This window comes from Pseudofulvimonas gallinarii, assembly GCF_004343305.1.
Lineage (GTDB): Bacteria > Pseudomonadota > Gammaproteobacteria > Xanthomonadales > UBA2363 > Pseudofulvimonas > Pseudofulvimonas gallinarii.
The window spans coordinates 13,061-31,657 of record NZ_SMAF01000030.1 but is presented as its reverse complement, the minus strand read 5'-3'; the positions used below and the strand labels follow the sequence as shown (position 1 = coordinate 31,657).

The window sequence follows — 18,597 nt, the reverse complement described above, 5'->3', positions numbered from 1 at the left end:
GAATGGACCATACAGCGCCGCTACCTGACGCTGGAAACCTTGGCCACCATCGGCGACACTTCCACCGTCAACTTGCCAGCCGTGGCCAGTTGACCGAAGCCGACGCCCATGTCGGCGCGATGACGACTGTTACACCACGGATTGGGACACGATAGCAGTACACGCTGCCGTCAAGGGTGAGGGCGCAGGCGTGGGCGCGTCCGGCAGCGACCGCGACAACGCCTTCGAGGACGCCGGTCGCCGTTCTCACCGGAAATCCGGCCCGCGGATGGTCCTGATGTGCGGCGGCCTGGGTTTCATCCTGCGCGAGCAGTCCTTCGATGCCGTTCGGCAGCCGGTTCACGCCCCAGCAGTGCACCCGACCGGTATACAGCGCGGCACAGGTATGCGCGCCGCCGGCCGAGATCGACAGGGCCCCCGGCATGGGAGAACCGTCGTCGAAGTGCACGCGGGCGGGATAGCCGCTCGACGGCCCGGGATCAATCGTGCCCAGTCGGCCTTTGTCGGCGCGTCCCCAGCACCACGCTTGCCTGCCCGAGTCGATCGCGCAGGCATGTCCGCCCTGGTCGACACCGTTCTGCGCCGGGTTGCCGGGGCTGACGCTGACCTGCGTCATCGCCCGCAGCGTCCGCGCATCGCTGGTGCGGATGATCCGCGGCGAATCCGCGTACGTGCCGTAGACGCGGGTGACGATGCCGTGCCGGTTGCCTCCCCAGCAGGCGATATGGCCGTTGTCGACGATGCCGCAACTGGTGTCACCGCCACTGTCGATGGTGACGGGTCGCATGGCATGGGTCGCCGGACTGGCCAGCAACAGGAGCATGGCGAATGGGGCTGTGCGGGTTCGCATCGATTCGTCCTCGTCCGCGATGAAGCCGATGCCGCGGTGGAACCCGTGGGCATCTGGCGCAGGTGAGGATGGACACGCGCGAGGATCGCGATTCCCGCCAGCTATTGCCGCCGGCGGACGCCAACAGTCGTGCCGGTGTCCTGCCTGGCGGCGCCGGTCGGCGCGGGGCGGGCAGTGCCGGAATGCCGGCTGCAGGTAGCCGGCGGCCCACAGCCGGCTCGCGAAACAGGAACGGCCGCGTCGTCCGTGCCCGGGGTCAGCGACGCAACAGGCGCCGGAGCAACCGCCAGCCGGCGTGCTCGAACTTGCCGATCGGTCCGGCGCGCAGCGCCGCCTGGGCCTCCTCGAGCTGCCTGGTCAGGTTGCTGACGTCCCGATACAGGCGCTGGTTGTGCATGTCGCGGCGCTTCAGCAGCACCCTGAGCTCCTGGACATCCGTTTCGGACAATGTGTGGCCGGCCTTGAAACGATCCGGCAGCGGCCTGTCGACATAGACGGTGGAATGCGTGTCCGCCAGTTCCTCGGCCGGCCTGTCCGTGGTGTAGAAGTACAGCGCGACGGACTTGCGGCTGAGCCCACGCTCGTTCTCCGGCAGCTGGATCGGCGGGAAGCCGTGCCAGCTCCATTCGGTGGTCTCGAAGATGACGGCGCGGTTGAACAGCGGCGTCACGCTGAGGATCTGGTTCTGTTCGCTGCGCGGATCGGAATGCAGCTGCAGCGAGCCGCCCCATTCGTCTTCCCAGCGATGGTTGAGATAGACGATCAGGTTCAGGCGCCGGTGCCACGGTTCCATCGGGTGCCGGTTGAAGTCGATGTGGGCGTCGAGATCCTGGCCGTGGCGGTTCTCGTGGGTGCCGCCGCCGAAGTACCAGGGGTCGTACAGCAGGTTGTCGATGCCGGTCACCTGTCCGACCAGATCAAGGAATCCGCGGCTCTGGATGAGATCGTCCAGCTGCGCGAAGGCCGGGCCCAGCTCGCGGATGCGCTCGACCGTGGACTTGCCCCCCAGGCTGCCGTCCTCGTTTCGCGCATTGCCGCGCTCGAAGTCGGGGAACTCTGCCAGCAGGGCGTCGGCGAAATCCTTCGACAGGAAGTTGTCGATGACGAGATGGCGGAACGGGAAGGCGGACTGGAACTGGGTGCGCAACACCTCACGGCGGTCGTGGACGTTGCGGTCGATCAGTGTTGAGCTGGTCATGGCGAAGGTTGACGCGCTGCCGGGTGGGAAAACGCGAAGTCTAATGCTTGCCGGGTGCGGCGCAGCCTGGGCGATGCCGATGGCGGGATGCCGTTCACTTCCGGCAGGGCATGGCTGTGGAGTCGCGGGTGCTTCGCCCGCCGAGCCGGTACAATTCCGGCACCTTCACCCTGCAACGCCGGCCACCGGCCCGAACGCCATGTCCCAGACCTCCGCCCCGATCGCCGCCAATGCCGCCCGCCGCTACGAAGTCACGCGCGACGCGCTGCCCCTGAGCTGCCCGACGCCGGAGATGGCGCTGTGGAACTCGCACCCGCGCGTGTACCTGCCGCTGGAGGACGAGGGCGAGGCGACCTGCCCCTACTGCGGCGCCGAGTTCGTGCTGGTCGATAGCGGCACCGTCTGATCCGGTCCAGACCGGCGTGCAGGACCATGCCGATCGCGCCTTGACGGTGATGCAGCTGCTGCCGGCTCTGGACGGCGGCGGCGTCGAGCGTTCGACCCTCGAGATCGCGCAGGCCCTTGCGGATGCCGGCCATCGCAGCGTCGTGGTCAGCGCCGGCGGGCGCTGGCTGCCGCGGCTGCTGGACACCGGCAGCACCCACGTCGAATTGCCGGTCGGGCGGAAATCGCCGTGGACGCTGCGGCTGGTCTTCTCGCTGAGGCGGTTGATCGCACGGCATCGCCCGGACGTGCTGCACGCACGTTCGCGACTGCCGGCATGGCTGGCCTGGTGGGCGCTGCGTGGGCTGCCGGCAGCGCAGCGCCCGGCGTTCGTGACCACGGCGCATGGCCTGAATTCGGTCGGCCGCTACAGCGCCATCATGGCGCGCGGTGATCGTGTGATCGCCGTGTCCGACACCGTGCGCCAGCATCTGCTGGCGAACTACACCGTGGACGCCGGGCGCATCGAAGTCATCGAGCGCGGTATCGATCCTTCCACCTGGCCGCGTGGCCACCGGCCCGATGACGGCTGGCGCGCGCGGCTGGACCGGGAATTTCCCGCCCTTGCCGGTCGCCGGCTGCTGCTGCTGCCGGGACGCGGCACGCGCCTGAAAGGCCATGGCGCGGCGATAGCGCTGCTTGGCGGACTGGTGCAGGCTGGCGGGAACGTGGCCCTGTGGATGCCCGGCGCGGATTCGCCGGGACGCGGGCGCTACCTCGACGAATTGCGCGCACGCGCGTCCGAGCTGGGTGTGCTTGACCGCATGGTGGCCTCGCCGCTGCGCGACGACATGCGTGACGCGATGGCCGCTTCCGAGCTCGTCCTGCAGCTTTCTGACAAGCCGGAAGCATTCGGTCGCACCGTCGCCGAGGCGCTGTCGCTGGGCCGGCCAGTGCTGGGCTGGGCGCATGGCGGCGTCGGTGAACTGCTGGCACGTCATTTCCCCGAAGGCGCGGTGCCGGTCGGCGACGCCGCGCACCTGGTGCAACGTGCAAGCCGGTTCCTGGCGGCGCCGCAGGAGGTGCCGCCATTCGCCGGCACGACGCTGGCGCAGATGCAGGCGCGCACGCTGGATCTGTACCACCGGCTCTCGTCCCAGGTGCCGGCGCCATGAGTGACGCGTCGCCCATGGACGTGTCGTCGTGGAGCGCGGCGCGCCCTGCGCCGATGCCGTTGCGACAGCTGTTGCCACCACTGCTGCTGTGGCTGGTGCTGGCGCTGTTGCCCGTAGGCCGGATCGCCGAACTGCCCTTGCTCGCCGGTGCCGGCTGGGGCGTACTGCTGCTGTTCCGGGACGCGCGCGCACTCTGGCGCCTGCCTGGCGTGCGGCTCGCACTGGGTCTGTTCGCCTGCTACTGGCTGCCGTCGCTGTTGTCGGCGTTCGATGCCGTCGCGCCGGAAAAAACCTGGACGCAGGTCGCGGCGCACATGCGCTATGCGCCGTTTGCGGTATTCGCAGTGGCGACGATGCGCGACGCCGCGCAGTGGCAGTGGCTGCTGCGCGCCAGTGCGCTGCTGCTCGGACTGTGGATCGTCGATGCCTGGCTCCAGGCGTTCACCGGCGCCAGCCTGGGCGGTCGCATGGATGGTGATCGCCTCAGCGGCATCTTCGGTGCCGACAACCTGAAACTGGGCGGCGTTGTCGCCACGCTGTCACCGTTGTTGCTGGCGTTCCTGCAGCAGCGACTGGGCTGGCGCGGTGTCTTCATCGGCGCAGTGGTCGCAGCGGGCGTCATCCTGCTCGCTGGCGCGCGCGCGGCATGGTTGGTGTATGCGCTGGTGCTTGCCGGCGTCTGCCTGCGTCCCTTCGCCGGACGCGCGCGCCGCGCACTGGTGATGCTTGCCGCGCTGCTGGCGGCCGCGGCGGCGCTTGGCTATGCCGCCTACCTGTCCTCTCCGCTTTTCGCCGCGCGCGTGGACCGCACCCTGCTGCTGGTCAGCAGCGAGGCGGACGATGTCGATCATGCGCTCGCCGGGCGACTGCCGATCTGGCGGACGGCGCGCGACATGGCGCTGGCGCATCCTTTCAATGGCGTCGGCGTCCGCGGCTTCCGTCATGACTATCTGCAGCACGCGGCCGCGGACGACCCCTGGCGCGAACAGCAGGGTGCGCTCCATCCGCACCAGCTCGTCCTCGAAGTGGCGACCGAAACCGGACTGCCCGGTCTTGTCGGCTGGCTGTTCGGTGTCGCGCTGCTGTGGCGAGGCGTCCGCCGGGTGACCCCGGCCGCCCGGCTGCGCGCGTGGCCGCCGCTGCTGGCGCTGGCGGCGATGTGTTTCCCGCTCAACACCCACTATGCATTCCACTCCAGCTGGTGGGGTCTGTTCTTCTGGTGGGTGCTGGTCGCCGTGCTCGTCGCCCTGCATGCCGATCGTGCACGGGCCGTTCCGGAGAGCGGCTGACCGGCGGGCGCCATGGCGTCCGTCGAGCCACGGGGGTCGCGATGGCTGGAATGCGTCGTTAAATTGGATCCAGCCACTGCAACCGGAGTGCCCATGAACGTCGTCAAAGCCTTTGGCCGGCTCCTCCTCGGTTCCCCGGTCATCGCCGCGGGCATGCTGGCCGCCGATGACACCGCGTCCCACGCCGGAGAGATCCTGCGCTGGCAGGCCGGGCGGGATGCGGCCCTGCGCGAGCCGGATGGCTGGTTGAGCTTCACCGGTTCCGGAACCGTCCCAACCGGGTCACACAGCGTCGGCAGCGGCACAGACCAGGACATCGTGTTGCCCTCCGGTCCGGCGCAACTGGGCGTCGTCGACGTCGATGCGGAGGGCGACATCCACTTCACGCCGGCCGCGGACGCCGGTGCCACGATCGCCGGCAAGCGTTTCCGGCGCGAACGGCTGCTCACGCAGCGTGACGAGGGTGGGCCAACGCGCATCGACATCGATGCGGCGTGGTTCTATGTCGTGCGGCTGGCCGACGGCAGTGTCGGCTGGCGCATGCGCGACCCGTCGTCGCCGGCGCTGACCGGGTTCAAGGGCCTGGACTATTTCCCGATCGACGAAAGCTGGCGGATCCAGGCGCGCTGGCAGCCCTTTGACGAGCCGGAGACGCTCGAGCTGCTGACCTCGGCGGGCACCCCGGATACCGGCAAGGTGCCGGGTGTCGCCGTGTTCGAGCGCGACGGCGGGGTGTACACGCTTCGACCGATCGTCGAAGCCGACGGCCAGCTGTTCTTCATATTCGCCGACCGCACCAGCGGCCGTGAGACCTATGGTGCAGCGCGATTCCTGTACGCCAATCCGGCGGTCGACGGCAAGGTCGTGCTCGATTTCAACAAGGCCTACAACCCGCCCTGCGCGTTGACGCCGCACGTCGTGTGCCCGCTCGCGCCGCCGGAGAACCGCCTGGCGCTGGCCGTGACCGCCGGCGAAAAGAAGCCGCCGAAGTAGCGCATGCCCGCGACGGGCGTCACGGCAACGTGGCTGCCCGGCCTGGCGGATGCGGCAATCCATACAATCCCGCGTTCGCTCGTTGCGGAACCGGCATGGCTGCCGGCGGCGGTTCGCGACGGCATCGGCCGGGTGGCGAAAACAGTCGGCGCCGACCGTCCGGCTGCTCTTCGTTGACCACGACCGTGCCGCCGGGCCGGCGCAGGCGGCCGTGGCGGCGGGCTCGCCGGGATGCACGACGCCACGGCAAGGAATCGACGCTGTTACATTGTCGCACCGGACAGTGGAGGCGGTGTTTTGCGAAAGGATTCTTTGCGGCGTTGGTGCTGGGCGTGGCGGGCCTGCTGCCCGCGGTTCTTCCATCCGGATCGGTGCGTGCCGACGACGGCTTCTCCTCCGGTCCGGCTCCCGAATGGGTACGGATCCAGCCGGTGCCCGCGGCATGGCCGTCGGAGTCGTCCGCCAATGGCGGCGCCAACTGGCGCATCTGGCTGCTCGATGCCCAGGTGGACCGCCGCGGCGGCGAAGCGGTGGCGTTCTACGAACAGGTCGCCGAAGCCCGCACCCGCGAGCTGGTCGGCGAACTGGCCCGCTTCAGCATCCCGTTCAATCCCGAATTCCAGTCGCTGACGATCCACGACGTCGAAGTGCGGCGCGATGGCGAGTGGGTGACACGCTTCGATCCGCAGCGCGTCACCCTCGCGCGGCGTGAAGCCGCCTTCGAAGCGGACATCGCCACTGGCGTGATGTCGGCACTGATCGTGGTCGATGACGTGCGACCCGGCGACCTGGTCCGCTACCGCGATTCCGTCCGCGGCGAAAATCCCGTGCTGGCCGGCATGCTGCACGACGAGTTCCGCATGACCTGGCACGACCCCATCCTGCGCCGCCATGTCCGCGTCCTGTTTCCGCGCGGCGCCGAAGTGGATGTGCGTCCCTTCGGCATCGAGGCCGAGCCGGTCGTGCGCAGCAAGCGCGACGGCACGGAAGTCGTGCTGCTGCTGGAGAATGCGCCCGTCGTGAAGGTGGCCGGCGACCTGCCCGCGTGGTACGACGCCTATGCCAGCGTGCAGATCGGTCCGCGCCGGAACTGGTCGGAAGTGGTGGCATGGGCGTTGCCCCTCTATCCGGAAGGACAGCCCCTGCCGGATGAGCTGGAGCAGCGCATCGCGCAATGGCGGTCCCTGCCCGACGCGCAGTCGCGCGCGGCAGCCGCACTGGAAGCGGTGCAGGACGAAGTGCGCTATTTCAGCGTGCTGTTGGGCGAGAGTTCGCACCGGCCATCGGCGCCGTCACAGACCTGGCTGCGCCGGTTCGGCGACTGCAAGGACAAGGCCTGGCTGCTGGCCGTGCTGTTGCGCCGGCTGGATGTCGACGCCGTGCCGGCCCTGGTGTCCTCGGGCGGCAACCGTCGTATTGCCGAGGGTATTCCCGCCGCCTCGCAGTTCGACCACGCCATCGTGCGCGCCCGTATCGACGACCGTACCTACTGGCTGGATCCGACGCTGACGTTGCAGCGTGGCACACTGTCGGACCGCTCGGCCTTCGACTTTGGCGTCGCCCTTCCGGTCGCCGCCGGCGTCGGTGCGCTGGAGGCGGTCAGTGGAGACGTGACGGCGACCTGGGCGCAGAAGGTCCAGGAACGCTTCGAGCCGTCCGCCGACGGCACGCGCATCGAGTTGACGGTGGACACCGTGCGTTCCGGCCGCATGGCCGAGCGCATCCGGCGCGAACTCGAGCGGCAGGGGGAGGCGGAGCTGGCCAGCGGCTATGCCAACCACTACCGCCGCCTCTACGGCGAACTGGAGGTGCTGTCCCCGCTGCAGGTCGAACACGTTGAAGCGGACGGCAGCGTGCGCCTGCGCGAGCGCTACGCCCTGCTCTCGCCGTGGGAGCCGTCGCCGGCCGGACGTCGCCTGATCGACCTGTATGCCGATGGCGTGGCCGACCCGATCGAGTTGCCCGCCGACCCGGTCCGCGGCCATCCCCTGGCCCTGCGGCATCCGGTGAAGCTGGAACAGGTGACGGAATTCGTGCTGCCGCCAGGCTGGCGCCTGCACGCACTGCCCGAGGCCGAGCAGGTCGAGGACGACGCATTCTCCTACCGGCGCGAGGTGTCGGAACTGGCCGGTCGCATCGTGGTGCGACACGCCTACGCGTCGCGGGCCGACCACGTCACGGCGGCGGCAATCCCGCAGCACGTCGCGCAGAGAAGGCAGGCCAACGGTGCCCTGGGATTCCGGCTGGCGCTGGCGATGGCGGCTTCCCAGGCGCAGGGGGACCGCCAGGAACGCATGCGCCGGCTCGTCAGGGATCTGCTCGAGGCAGGCGAGGGCGGCCAGTGACCCGGCGCCTGCCTGTGCTGCTCGCCTGCGCGCTGCTTGCACTTTTTCCGCGGCCGGCGCCGGCGGCGGATGCCGGGGCGATTCCCATGCCCGGCGAGATCGATCCGGCCACGCTGTGGGAACGGGTCCTTGCCGGCGGCGACGCCGCGAAGATCTACGGCGGCTACGAGCTCGTTGACCGGTTGTGGCCGGTCGACGGCGAGCTGGATGCGGAGGCCTGCAGCGGTGCGCGCGACGATCTGGACGGCCATCTGCGCACCAATCCGGTGGGGATCGCCCTGTGGTGGCTGTCGTTGCGTTGCGCCGAAGCCATGGGCGATGCGGCGAGAGCCGACCGTGACAGCGAGGCACTTGCCGCCCTGCTCCGCCATGCCTTGAAGGATGCGCGTATGCCGTCGCTGCTGGACCGTCCGATTCCCGTGCTGGCCCAGTACGACGCCGACGCCATCGTCGAGGTTTCCGGACAAACACGGCTGTACAGCTACTACGACAGCTCACGCACGGGCCGGCATCTTCCTCTGGTCGTGGCGCTGTGGGATGAAGCTGCACGCCGCGAGCACATCCTCGTTTTCGATTTCCTCGCGCCGATGGTGCGCCTGCAGCGCATGGAGATCGCCGGGTCTCCGGCGTTCCGCTTCCTGTTGAGCCGGGACCTGCTGACTGCGGCCGAGGATGGGGAAGACAGCGCGATCGGCATCGGGCGGGCGATCCGTCGCATCCTGTTTGAAACGCCGCAGGCGGAGCGTGCCGAAGCGCTGCGCAAGGCCGGCGAACAGGAACTCACCGGTGTCGTGCTGGAAGTCGCAGGTGCCTGCCTCGAGGCGGCGAGGGACACCTGCGCTGAAGCGGCGGTCGATGTGCTGATGCCGCTGGCCGAGCGTCGCCTGGCCGCCTGCGACGCTGCCAGCGGCAAGTTCGGGCGTGCGGTCCAGCGTCAGGCGGAGGTCGTTGCGCTGCTCAAGCAGGCGGGCGCCGATGAAGGGCAGATCGAGCGCTTCCGCGAACGCCTGCGGCTCTACCAGCGTGGCGAGGTGCTGATCGAGGGGCGGGACTGAATCCCAGCGGCGGCGGTCACATCACCAGGCTGATGGTGAAGCTGCCGAACTCCGGCCGTTCGCGCTGGCCCTGGAATTCCCAGGTGCGGTAATAGCGGGCGAAGGCGAACTTCCAGCGCGCGTAGGTCAGCACCATGCCCCAGCCGTAGTCGGCGACGAAATGGCGCGCATCGACGCTGTGGCTGTGCTTGAAAGTGTTGCCGTCCAGCGCGATGTCGTTGATCACGGCGCGGCCGTCGGCGGCAACGAACAGATGCCAGCCCAGGCCGGTATTGCGGCTGATCGCCAGCGAGGGCGCGGTGTTCTCGCCTGCCGGGCGCAGGGGGGAGCTGCCGAAATCATCGGGCAGGCGGAAGCCGAACCGCCATTCGGCACCGACATTGGCATGGCTTCCGAGATTGCCGAGCGCGCCGCCCCAGTGGCTGATGGCATCGTGGCCCCAGCCGGCATTGCTGGAGGCGAAAGGATGCCGGTGCGATCGCTCGTGCACGTACTGGACAACGAATTCGTCGCCGATCTGGTTGTCCCAGCCCTGGAAATGTTCCTCGCCGATCAGGCTGTGCCAGCCGTTCTGCACCTGCTCGCCGCGTGCGGATGGACCGACCATGCCCAGGCGCAACTGGCTGTGGCGCAGCTGGTTGGCGCGGCGGGCGTTGTAGCCGAAGCCGAGCAGGAAGGCGCCGACATAGGGACGGTCATCCTCGATCAGGTCGGTGCGGCGGTAGTCTTCCGGCGTGAACAGCGCATGGCCGAACGAGAACACCATGTTCTGCTGTTCGAACGGCTGGTCATGGAAACGGCGCAGGTAGCGGTTCAACCAGCGCGCCGGCGTCGGCAGGCAGGGGTCGCGCGTGTAGTCGGACAGGTTGGGCGATACCAGCGTGAACACGAGACCGTTGGTGTAGCCCTGGTCCTGGCCGCGGCCGCCGAACAGGTCGTTGTCGGAGCGCATGTTGACGACAGGATCGCCGCGGTCGACGCAACGCGTGCTGTCGGTCTGCGCGGATGCGCCCGTCCAGCAGGCGAGGGCCAGCAGGGCGGCGGGAAACGTTGCGAGGCGGTGTCGGGTCATCGGGTGATCACGGACTGGGCCGGCCCTGCCGGCGGAACAGCTCGCAATTGTGGATCATGGTGACGGCGACGACGACGCCGTGCCGGCCCGGCGCGCGGGCGGCGTTCAGTAATGCGGCGGACGCTCGTCGGCGGGCAGGCCGCGTTGGCGGTCGCCGCTGGCTTCCACCTGCGCCTGCAGGGCCAGGCACAGCCGCTGCAGGCGCTCGATGTCGCGCTGCTGGGTCGCGAGCGCGTCGCTGAGCTGGCGCAGGGCATCTTCCTGCCAGGCGATGCGGGTTTCGATTTCGATCAGTCGTGCTTCGTCCATGCGTGAGCCTCACTGTCCATGACCGACAGGGTAACAGTCCGCGCGCAAGCGGGCTGGTCGTGCGCTGCATGGCCGTTTGCCGCCGCTACAATGCCACCACTACACCGGAGCCCGAGCACCATGAATGTCGTGATTCCCAAGTCTGCGCCGCGTCGCCGCGTCGGCTGGCGCCTCGCGGCCTACGTCCTCGGCGCGCTGCTGGTCCTCGTGCTTGCGCTGATGTGGTGGTTCGACAGCGAGCCGGGCCTGTTCGATCCGGTGAAGGAAGCGCGCGCCGGACTGCCGGCCGGGAACACGCGGCTGGTCGAGGGCTACACCACCGTCGCCACGCTCAAGCGCGTCGCCGACACGCTGCTGCACAAGCGCGGTGGCTATCTCAGCAACGACGTCATGCCGCCCGGGGTGTTCATGGACAACATGCCGAACTGGGAGTTCGGCGTGCTGGTCCAGGTGCGCGACCTGACCCGCGCACTGCGCAACGACTTCTCCCGTTCGCAGACGCAGAGCGTCGAGGATCCCGACCTGCAGGAAGCCGATCCGCTGTTCCACTACGCCAACGACCGCTGGATCTTCGTGTCCACCGAGAGCCGCTACCGCCAGGGCATCAGCCGCCTCGACGGCTACCTCGAGCGCCTGGTCGACGGCGATCCCTACAACGCCCAGTTCTATGCCCGCGCCGACAACCTCGCCGACTGGCTGGCGGTGGTCGAGAAGCGGCTGGGTTCGCTGTCGCAGCGGCTGTCGGCCAGTGTCGGTCGCGTACAGGCCGATGTCGACCTCGCCGGCGATCCGGCCGCCACGCAAACCAAACCGACGCCGCCGCTGCGCGAAGTGCGTACCTCGTGGTGGCAGATAGACGATGTGTTCTACGAGGCGCGTGGCGCGACCTGGGCGCTGATCCACCTGCTCAAGGCGGTCGAACACGATTTCGCCTCCGTGCTGGCGAACAAGAATGCCGGACCGAGCCTGGCCCAGATCATCCGCGAGCTGGAGCAGACCCAGGCGGCGATCTGGAGCCCGATGATCCTCAATGGGCGGGGTTTCGGCTTCTTCGCCAACCATTCGCTGGTGATGGCGAACTTCATTTCGCGCGCGAACGCGGCGATCATCGACCTGCGCGACCTGCTGCAGCGCGGCTGATCGCCGCGCCGCGTCGCAGTTGCAAGGGCGGATGGTGAAGGTCAGTCGTCGACGCCGCGCCGCATCAGCGTGGACTTGCCGAACAGGCTTTCCACCAGGTCCACCGCCAGCAGTGCGGTCTGGTTGTGGTTGTCGTACGCCGGATTGACTTCGAAGATGTCCAGCGACGCCAGCCGGCCGGTGTCGGCGATCATTTCCATCACCAGCTGCGCTTCACGATAGGTCGGGCCGCCGGGCACCGTCGTGCCGACGCCGGGCGCGATCGCCGGGTCGAGGAAATCGACGTCGAAACTGACGTGCAGGTGGGTGTTGTCGTCCATTCCCGCCAGCGCCTGCTGCATGACGCCACGCATGCCGACCTCGTCGATGTAGCGCATGTCGTAGATGTCCAGGCCCACTTCGTGCACGAAGCGCTTCTCGCCGGCATCCACCGAGCGGATGCCGATCTGCCGGATCGACCGGGTGTCCATCGCCGGCACATGCCCGCCGAGGCTGACCAGTTCTTCCGGGCCATAGCCGCAGAGGCAGGCCACCGGCATGCCGTGGATGTTACCGGACGGCGTGATCTGGCTGGTGTTGAAGTCGGCGTGCGCGTCGAGCCACAGCACGCGGAGGGTTTTCCCAGTGGCGCGGCAGTGATTGGCAACCGCGGTGATGGAGCCGATGGCCAGGCAATGGTCGCCGCCAAGGAGGATCGGCATGCGGCCGCCGACCAGTTCGGCCGCCACCGCGTCCATGACGGCGCGATTCCAGGCCGTCACCTCCGCGAGATGGCGGTAACCATCGACCGGGCCGGTCCAGGGATTGGGCGGTCCGGCAAGGTTGCCGCGATCGAGGACATCGAGGCCGCGCAGGCGCAGCCGCCCGTGCAGGTTGGCGACGCGCAGGGCTTCCGGACCCATCGAGGCACCGCGATGGCCGGCACCGACATCGGTGGGCGCGCCGATCAGCGCTACAGGTGGATAGTGTCGCGACATGGTGGGCTGCCGTTCTGGAAAGAGTGCGGCAGTTTACCGCGCCCGTCCCCAGCGCCCCCTGCGCCGCGGTATGGAGCCAGGGCCGACCGTGTGCGGATCCGCCGTTCGCAATGGTCGCGTGCGCCCGGAACGGCGCGGCTCAGGGCGTCGTACTGGCCGTCTTGCGCAGCAGGTCGATCAGTTCGAGGAACGCCTGCGACATCCGCAACGGCGGCCGTGCACCGGGACGCGGACCACCGCTCCCCCAGGCCGACAGCCACTGTTCGAGCAGTCGCGCCTGGCTGCCGATCCCGGCATAGCCGTAACTGCCGGCGGACCCCGCCAGCTTGTGCAGCGCCTGGCGCAACGGCGTGACGCGGTCTCGGGCCGGGCTGCTGGTTGGCAGCGGCCACAGGGTTTCCAGTTCGTCGGCCTTGTCAGCCAGGCTGGCGCGATAGCGTTCGTGCAGCGCGTCGATTGATTCAGCCATGGCGTCGCCTCCGGATACCCTGACGAGGCATTGTCCTTGCCTGCGGCAGGCATGCAAGTGCCAGCGCCGCATTCCTGAAGCAACGGGGCGGCCGGGGTTGTCGCGACGCCGGGCTGCGTCGATGATGGGCAGCCCAACCAAGAGGAACTGCGATGGGCTTCCGACTGCTTCCGGTCCTTCTGGGCGCGCTGGCGTGGGTGCCGGCCACCGCGCGGGCCGATATCGATCCGATTGTCGAGGCCGAACGCGCGTTTGCGGCCGATGTCGCCGACATGGGCGTCCGCGATGGCACGCTGCGCCATCTCATGGAGGAATCCGTGGTGTTCCGGCCATTGCCGGTGGCTGCGCGCGGCTGGTACGCGGCGCAGGAAACGCCGGATTTCCTGCTGCAATGGCGTCCGTGGTTCGCGGAGATCGCCGCGTCCGGCGATTTCGGCTGGTCCATCGGACCATGGCGGTCGAGGACGCTGGAGGAAGGGCTGCGCCCTGACGGACACGGCTTCTACGCCACCGTGTGGATGAAGGACGCCAATGGCGACTGGAAAGTGCTGGTCGATCATGGCGTCAGCACGTCAGCCGCCGCGAGCGGGCGCGATGCCGTCACCGCGCTGGGCGAAGGCCGGTCGGCCGCCGTGGAAGGCAGTTTCCTGGTCAACACGCGCTACCAGGGCCTGATGGCGGCGGCGCTGCGGCTGCCTTCGGCGCAGCGTCCCGGTGGCGAGGAGGTCGAACGTGCATGGCTGGACGAGGATCTGGTGCTGCTCCGCCCCGGCCGTCCGCCGATCCAGGGTCATGATGCGGTCCGGCAGGTGGTGCTGGGTGAAGTCGGTGCCAGCGCGCCGGACCTCACGGTCATGGCGGCCAGCGGCGATCTCGGCGTCAGCATCGGTGGCGAGCCGGAGCACGGTGCCTACCTGCGCATCTGGCGGCATCGCGACAACGCGGGCTGGCTGCTGGCGGCGGAAGTCGCGGTACCGGTGACGGCGCCGCCGGCTGCGGGCCCGGACAGCGAGGCGCCGCAGCCGGAGGCGGAGGAACAGGCACCCTCCGCGGACGACGCGACGGTTCCCGCCGAAGCCGCCGGCGAATGATGCCGTTGCAGCCAGTGATGCGCTGACCGCCTTGGCCCGACCCTCTTCTCCGAAGGCGCGCCGCACGTCGCGCGGCAGATCCCGCGGCAGCACACGCAAGCCGGCAAGCTGGAAGCGCCGGCTCGCACGCTGGCTGCTTTGGCTGGCGGTCGGCTGGTTCGGCATCACGCTGGCACTGGTCCTGCTGTTCCGTTTCGTCAACCCGCCGCTGTCGAGCTTCATGTTCCAGCGCGTGGTCGAGGCGACCTGGAAGGGCGATCCGTCTTTCCGCCTGCGCCATCGCTGGGTGCCGCTGGCGCAGATCGCGCCGGCCGTCCCACTCGCCGTGGTCGCCTCGGAAGACCAGAAATTCCCCGATCACCACGGCTTCGATTTCGCGACGCTGCGCAAGGTTGCGGCCGAGCACCTGGCGGGAGAAGGACGCCGCGGCGGCAGCACCATCAGCCAGCAGACCGCGAAGAACCTGTTCCTGTGGCCGGGCCGCAGCTGGGTACGCAAAGGCCTGGAAGCGTATTTCACGGTGCTGATCGAAACGACCTGGCCGAAGCGGCGCATCCTCGAGGTGTACCTCAACATCGCCCAGTTCGGGCGCGACATCTACGGCATCGAAGGCGCCGCGCAGGTGCACTTCGGCAAGTCGGCCGCGCAGCTCGATGCCGGCGAAGCCGCGCGCCTGGCGGCGGTCTTGCCGGCACCCAACCGCCATTCGCCGCAGCCGCCGTCGCCGCACGTGGTGCAGCGCTCGGCCTGGATTCAGCGCCAGATGCAATTGCTTGGCCCCGACCATCTCGAAGGCGTCGTGCCCTGAACGGTGTCCTGCCGTGGAGGCGGGGCGCGCATGCGTGTGACGCTGTCAAGCGCGACGGCGCAAGCGGCGGCGCGCTAGCATTCGCGCCATGAACCAACGCCAGTCGCTTGCGGTCGTCGTGCCTGCCTACAACGAAGGCGAGGGCCTCCATGCCTTCCATGCGCGCCTTGCGCCGGTGCTGGACGGCCTCGATCTCGACAGCCGCGTCATCTATGTCGATGACGGCAGCAAGGATGACACCTGGGCGGTGATGCAGGCGCTGGCCGCCTCCGACCCGCGCGTGGCGACCTTGCGGCTGTCCCGTAATTTCGGCAAGGAACTGGCGATGACCGCCGGCCTGGACTACGCCGATGCCGATGCTGTCGTCGTCATCGACGCCGACCTGCAGGATCCGCCGGAGATCATCGCGCAGTTCGTCGAGCGCTGGCGCGAAGGTTACGACGTGGTCTACGGCACGCGCGCCGAACGTCATGGCGAGAGCTGGCTGAAGAAGGCGACCGCGGCGATGTTCTACCGCTTCATCGGCCGCATCAGCCCGACGCCGATCCCGGCCGACACCGGCGACTTCCGCCTGCTCGGCCGGCGCGCGCACCAGGCCCTGAAGGGGCTGCGCGAGCGCCACCGTTTCATGAAAGGCCTGTTCGCCTGGGTCGGCTTCCGCCAGGTGGCACTGGTCTACCAGCGCGATCCACGCCACGCCGGCACCAGCAAGTTCAACTACTGGAAACTGTGGAACTTCGCCATCGAGGGCATCACCTCGTTCTCGGCGGCACCGCTGAAACTGGCCACCTACGTCGGCGTGCTGACGGCGCTGGTCGCCTTCGGCTTCGGCCTCTGGGTGGTCGGCAAGGCCATCGTCTTCGGCGATCCGGTGCGCGGCTATCCGTCGCTGATGGCGGTGATGCTGTTCCTCGGCGGCGTGCAGCTGATGGCGCTGGGCGTGATCGGCGAATACCTGGGGCGGCTGTTCATGGAATCCAAGCAGCGGCCGCTGTACCTGCTGGATGTCGTGGAACCGGCCCGGCACGACCGCGAGCCGCCGTTGCCGGGCGCCTGAACACCGGCGCCGCGTCCCGGTTCGCCCCGCCTGCGCCGTCGCGCTACACTGGCCGCGGCCACGGTCGGAGAACGGCGATGCGCAACGCACGACATCTTCTCGAAGGCAAGGGCGACGCGATCTACAGCGCGGCGCCACAGGATTCGGTGCTGACGGCGATCCGCCGCATGGCCGAACACCATGTCGGTGCGCTGCTGGTCATGGACGGCGAACGGCTGGTCGGCATCGTTTCCGAACGCGACTACGCACGCAAGGTCATCCTGATGGACCGCTCATCGCGGGACACGGCGGTCGCGGACATCATGGCGGCGCCGGTGATCACGGTGACGCCGACCACCACCCTCAGCGAGTGCATGCACACCGTCACCACGCAACGCATCCGCCATCTGCCCGTCGTCGACGGCGAGCGCGTTGTCGGCGTGTTGTCGATCGGCGACCTGGTCAAGGCCGTCATCGACGAACAAAGCGAAGAGATCGAGCAGCTGCAGACCTACATCACCCGCTGAGTTCGCGCCCGCGCTGTCGCGACGGCGACAAGTTGCGGCGGGTTTGACAGCGGCCTTGCGGCCGCAGCGGGTAGCAAGCTACCCGCCTACAAGGGTGCGGGGTTGCTGGTGGTGCGTGGCGGTGGCCGCTCTTCGCTTTTGTAGGAGCGTAGCTTGCTGCGCACGCTCTTTGTCGGGGTTGCCGCTGATTCGGCAGCGGCCTGGCGGCCGCAGCGGGCAGCAGGCTACCCGCCTGCAGGATGCAGGTCGCGGGCGCTGCGCGCCGGCAGCGCCTTGTGGTCAGAAGCTCATGAAGTAGCCGCCGTTGACGGGGATCATGGCGCCAGTGATGTAGCCGGCGTCGTCGGCGGTGAGGAAGTCGACGGTGCGGGCGATCTCGGCGGGTTCGCCCAGACGACCGACCGGAATGCTGGCGACGATCTGCTCGCGGATCGTCTCCGGCACCGCCATCACCAGCGCGGTGCGGCAATAGCCGGGCGCGACGGAGTTGACGGTCACGCCCTTGCGCGCCACTTCGCGTGCCATGGCCATGGTGAAGCCGTGGATGCCGGCCTTGGCGGCCGAGTAGTTGGTCTGCCCGAACTGGCCGGTCTGGCCGTTCACCGACGAGATGTTGACGATGCGGCCGAAGCCGCGATCACACATGCCATCGACGACGGCACGGCAGAGGTTGAACACGCCGTCGAGATTCACCTTCATCAGGTCCAGCCACTGCGCCTGGGTCATCTTGCGCAGGCTGACATCGCGGGTGATGCCGGCGGCGTTGACCAGGACATCGATGCGGCCGTGCGTCTGCGTCATCGTCTCGGCAAAGCGCTGGCAGGCGTCGAAGTCGGAAACATCCAGCGGCGCGAACCCGATCTGCCCGGCGAAGTCGGCGGTCTCTTCACGGAACTGCGCCAGCCTGTCCTCCCGTTGCGGCAGGTCGGCGGCGATCACGTGGCGGCCGGCGCGGGCGAGGTGCCGGCAGATTTCCGTTCCCAGTCCACCGATGCCACCGGTGACGACGGCGATGCGCTTGTCCATGCAGTCAGGCTCCAGGGTGCGCGCCGGGATGCGGCGCAAAAGAGCCCGGATGGTAGGCAGGCCTCGACGGGGCGTCAAACCACGATCGTAGGGCGCGGCAGGGTCGTCCACCTGTTCGATGGCCGCAACGAACGCTCGGGGCGGTGGCGCTCGATGATGGAGGAGCGGGCGCGCGACTTCGTCGTGGAAGCGCCGGGGTTGGGGAACGCCAGCCCCAGGACAGGGCAGCGGCGCCCCGGCTTTCGCGGCAACGGCAGAGCTTCAGGTCGACAGGCGAACGGAAAAGTGCCGGCTTGAACGGAAGCGGGGCGCCGGCATGCCGCAGGCGCGGCGGATCAACGCGGTGTCTTGACGCCGGGCTTGGCCTTGCTGGCGTCGGCGGTCTCGCGCTGCATGTGGTTGGCCGCCTTGAGCAGGCCCTGCTGCATGTTGTTCCAGAGGTCCATGTTGCGCTCGGCGAGGTCGTTGAGCATCGACCATGGCGTCCGCCCGAGCAGGCTGCCGAGCTGGTCGCGGAACTGCTGCTGCTGGTCCATGAAGATCTGCAGGCTGCGCTCCAGGTAGTTGCCCATGAAGCCCTGCATGGAATCGCCGTAGAAGCGGATCATCTGGCTGAGCAGCTTGGTCGTGAACATCGGCTGCCCCTGGCCTTCGTTCTCCGAGATGATCTGCAGGAGCACCGAACGCGTCAGGTCGACGCCGGTCTTGGCGTCGCGGACCTCGAATTCTTCCTCGTCCATCACCAGCTGCCGGACGTCTTCCAGCGTGATGTAGCTGGAGATGGCAGTGTCGTAGAGGCGACGGTTGGGGTACTTCTTGATAACGCGGATGTCGGCCATGGGGCCAGATCGTA

The 18,597-nt window shown here is 68.6% G+C and carries 19 protein-coding genes; 11 read left to right on the top strand and 8 right to left on the bottom strand.

From position 1 onward, the window contains the following. Positions 1–67: 67 nt before the first annotated feature. Both EDC25_RS13620 and EDC25_RS13615 read right to left on the bottom strand, forming a co-directional pair. Positions 68–850 carry an RCC1 domain-containing protein gene (locus EDC25_RS13620; protein WP_123522167.1) on the bottom strand — a complete coding sequence of 261 codons (783 nt, stop codon included), beginning with the start codon at positions 848–850 and terminating at the stop codon, positions 68–70. A 256-nt stretch (positions 851–1,106) separates the two neighbouring features. Beyond that, on the bottom strand, positions 1,107–2,048 hold the full coding sequence (locus EDC25_RS13615) for a 2OG-Fe(II) oxygenase (RefSeq protein ID WP_123522168.1): 942 nt from the start codon (positions 2,046–2,048) through the stop codon (positions 1,107–1,109). Positions 2,049–2,247: 199 nt separating this feature from the next. Here EDC25_RS13615 and EDC25_RS13610 point away from each other — a divergent pair, with 199 nt between their 5' ends. From EDC25_RS13610 to EDC25_RS13585, 6 genes are all read left to right on the top strand, one after another. After that, positions 2,248–2,454, top strand: a complete 207-nt coding sequence (locus tag EDC25_RS13610) for a zinc-finger domain-containing protein (RefSeq protein ID WP_123522169.1) — start codon at positions 2,248–2,250, stop codon at positions 2,452–2,454. 16 nt (positions 2,455–2,470) lie between these two features. Beyond that, complete coding sequence (locus EDC25_RS13605) at positions 2,471–3,607, top strand: glycosyltransferase (protein ID WP_240639659.1); 1,137 nt, start codon at positions 2,471–2,473, stop codon at positions 3,605–3,607. Next, positions 3,604–4,896: an O-antigen ligase family protein gene (locus EDC25_RS13600; protein ID WP_240639660.1), complete on the top strand. Its 1,293-nt coding sequence runs from the start codon at positions 3,604–3,606 to the stop codon at positions 4,894–4,896. Before EDC25_RS13605 ends, EDC25_RS13600 begins: the two co-directional genes overlap by 4 nt. 93 nt (positions 4,897–4,989) lie before the next feature. After that, positions 4,990–5,889, top strand: coding sequence for a DUF1684 domain-containing protein (locus tag EDC25_RS13595; RefSeq protein WP_123522171.1), 900 nt, complete (start codon positions 4,990–4,992; stop codon positions 5,887–5,889). A 323-nt stretch (positions 5,890–6,212) separates the two neighbouring features. Then, positions 6,213–8,234, top strand: coding sequence for a DUF3857 domain-containing transglutaminase family protein (locus tag EDC25_RS13590; protein WP_164484055.1), 2,022 nt, complete (start codon positions 6,213–6,215; stop codon positions 8,232–8,234). Further along, positions 8,231–9,289, top strand: a complete 1,059-nt coding sequence (locus EDC25_RS13585) for a hypothetical protein (RefSeq protein ID WP_123522173.1) — start codon at positions 8,231–8,233, stop codon at positions 9,287–9,289. Before EDC25_RS13590 ends, EDC25_RS13585 begins: the two co-directional genes overlap by 4 nt. A gap of 16 nt (positions 9,290–9,305) precedes the next feature. Here EDC25_RS13585 and EDC25_RS13580 read toward each other — a convergent pair whose 3' ends face one another. Both EDC25_RS13580 and EDC25_RS13575 read right to left on the bottom strand, forming a co-directional pair. Then, a complete protein-coding gene (locus EDC25_RS13580) occupies positions 9,306–10,361 on the bottom strand; it encodes a lipid A deacylase LpxR family protein (protein ID WP_123522174.1) in 1,056 nt (351 codons plus the stop codon). Positions 10,362–10,466: 105 nt separating this feature from the next. Further along, positions 10,467–10,670, bottom strand: coding sequence for a SlyX family protein (locus EDC25_RS13575; protein WP_123522175.1), 204 nt, complete (start codon positions 10,668–10,670; stop codon positions 10,467–10,469). A gap of 120 nt (positions 10,671–10,790) precedes the next feature. Here EDC25_RS13575 and EDC25_RS13570 point away from each other — a divergent pair, with 120 nt between their 5' ends. Beyond that, the gene (locus EDC25_RS13570) at positions 10,791–11,810 is read left to right on the top strand and encodes a DUF2333 family protein (RefSeq protein ID WP_123522176.1); all 1,020 of its coding nucleotides are present in this window, start codon (positions 10,791–10,793) and stop codon (positions 11,808–11,810) included. 41 nt (positions 11,811–11,851) lie between these two features. Here EDC25_RS13570 and rocF read toward each other — a convergent pair whose 3' ends face one another. Then, positions 11,852–12,787, bottom strand: a complete 936-nt coding sequence (gene rocF / locus EDC25_RS13565) for an arginase (RefSeq protein ID WP_123522177.1) — start codon at positions 12,785–12,787, stop codon at positions 11,852–11,854. Positions 12,788–12,926: 139 nt separating this feature from the next. Continuing rightward, entirely contained in the window at positions 12,927–13,256 is a 330-nt protein-coding gene (locus EDC25_RS13560) for an Hpt domain-containing protein (protein WP_164484056.1), read from the bottom strand. A 152-nt stretch (positions 13,257–13,408) separates the two neighbouring features. Between EDC25_RS13560 and EDC25_RS13555 the strand changes: the two genes are divergently transcribed. The 4 genes from EDC25_RS13555 to EDC25_RS13540 all read left to right on the top strand — a co-directional run bounded on the left by EDC25_RS13555 (position 13,409) and on the right by EDC25_RS13540 (position 16,718). Next, on the top strand, positions 13,409–14,347 hold the full coding sequence (locus EDC25_RS13555; protein WP_123522179.1) for a Cif family virulence factor: 939 nt from the start codon (positions 13,409–13,411) through the stop codon (positions 14,345–14,347). A gap of 31 nt (positions 14,348–14,378) precedes the next feature. Beyond that, positions 14,379–15,155, top strand: a complete 777-nt coding sequence (gene mtgA / locus EDC25_RS13550; protein ID WP_123522180.1) for a monofunctional biosynthetic peptidoglycan transglycosylase — start codon at positions 14,379–14,381, stop codon at positions 15,153–15,155. Positions 15,156–15,243: 88 nt separating this feature from the next. Next, positions 15,244–16,212 carry a glycosyltransferase family 2 protein gene (locus EDC25_RS13545; protein WP_123522181.1) on the top strand — a complete coding sequence of 323 codons (969 nt, stop codon included), beginning with the start codon at positions 15,244–15,246 and terminating at the stop codon, positions 16,210–16,212. A gap of 77 nt (positions 16,213–16,289) precedes the next feature. Then, entirely contained in the window at positions 16,290–16,718 is a 429-nt protein-coding gene (locus tag EDC25_RS13540) for a CBS domain-containing protein (protein WP_123522182.1), read from the top strand. 279 nt (positions 16,719–16,997) lie between these two features. On the opposite strand, the gene phbB is transcribed toward EDC25_RS13540, so the two are convergent. Together phbB and phaR are read right to left on the bottom strand one after the other, a co-directional pair. Further along, on the bottom strand, positions 16,998–17,744 hold the full coding sequence (phbB, locus tag EDC25_RS13535; RefSeq protein WP_123522183.1) for an acetoacetyl-CoA reductase: 747 nt from the start codon (positions 17,742–17,744) through the stop codon (positions 16,998–17,000). Between the two features lie 335 nt (positions 17,745–18,079). After that, positions 18,080–18,583, bottom strand: coding sequence for a polyhydroxyalkanoate synthesis repressor PhaR (phaR, locus tag EDC25_RS13530; protein ID WP_123522184.1), 504 nt, complete (start codon positions 18,581–18,583; stop codon positions 18,080–18,082). Positions 18,584–18,597 lie beyond the last annotated feature (14 nt).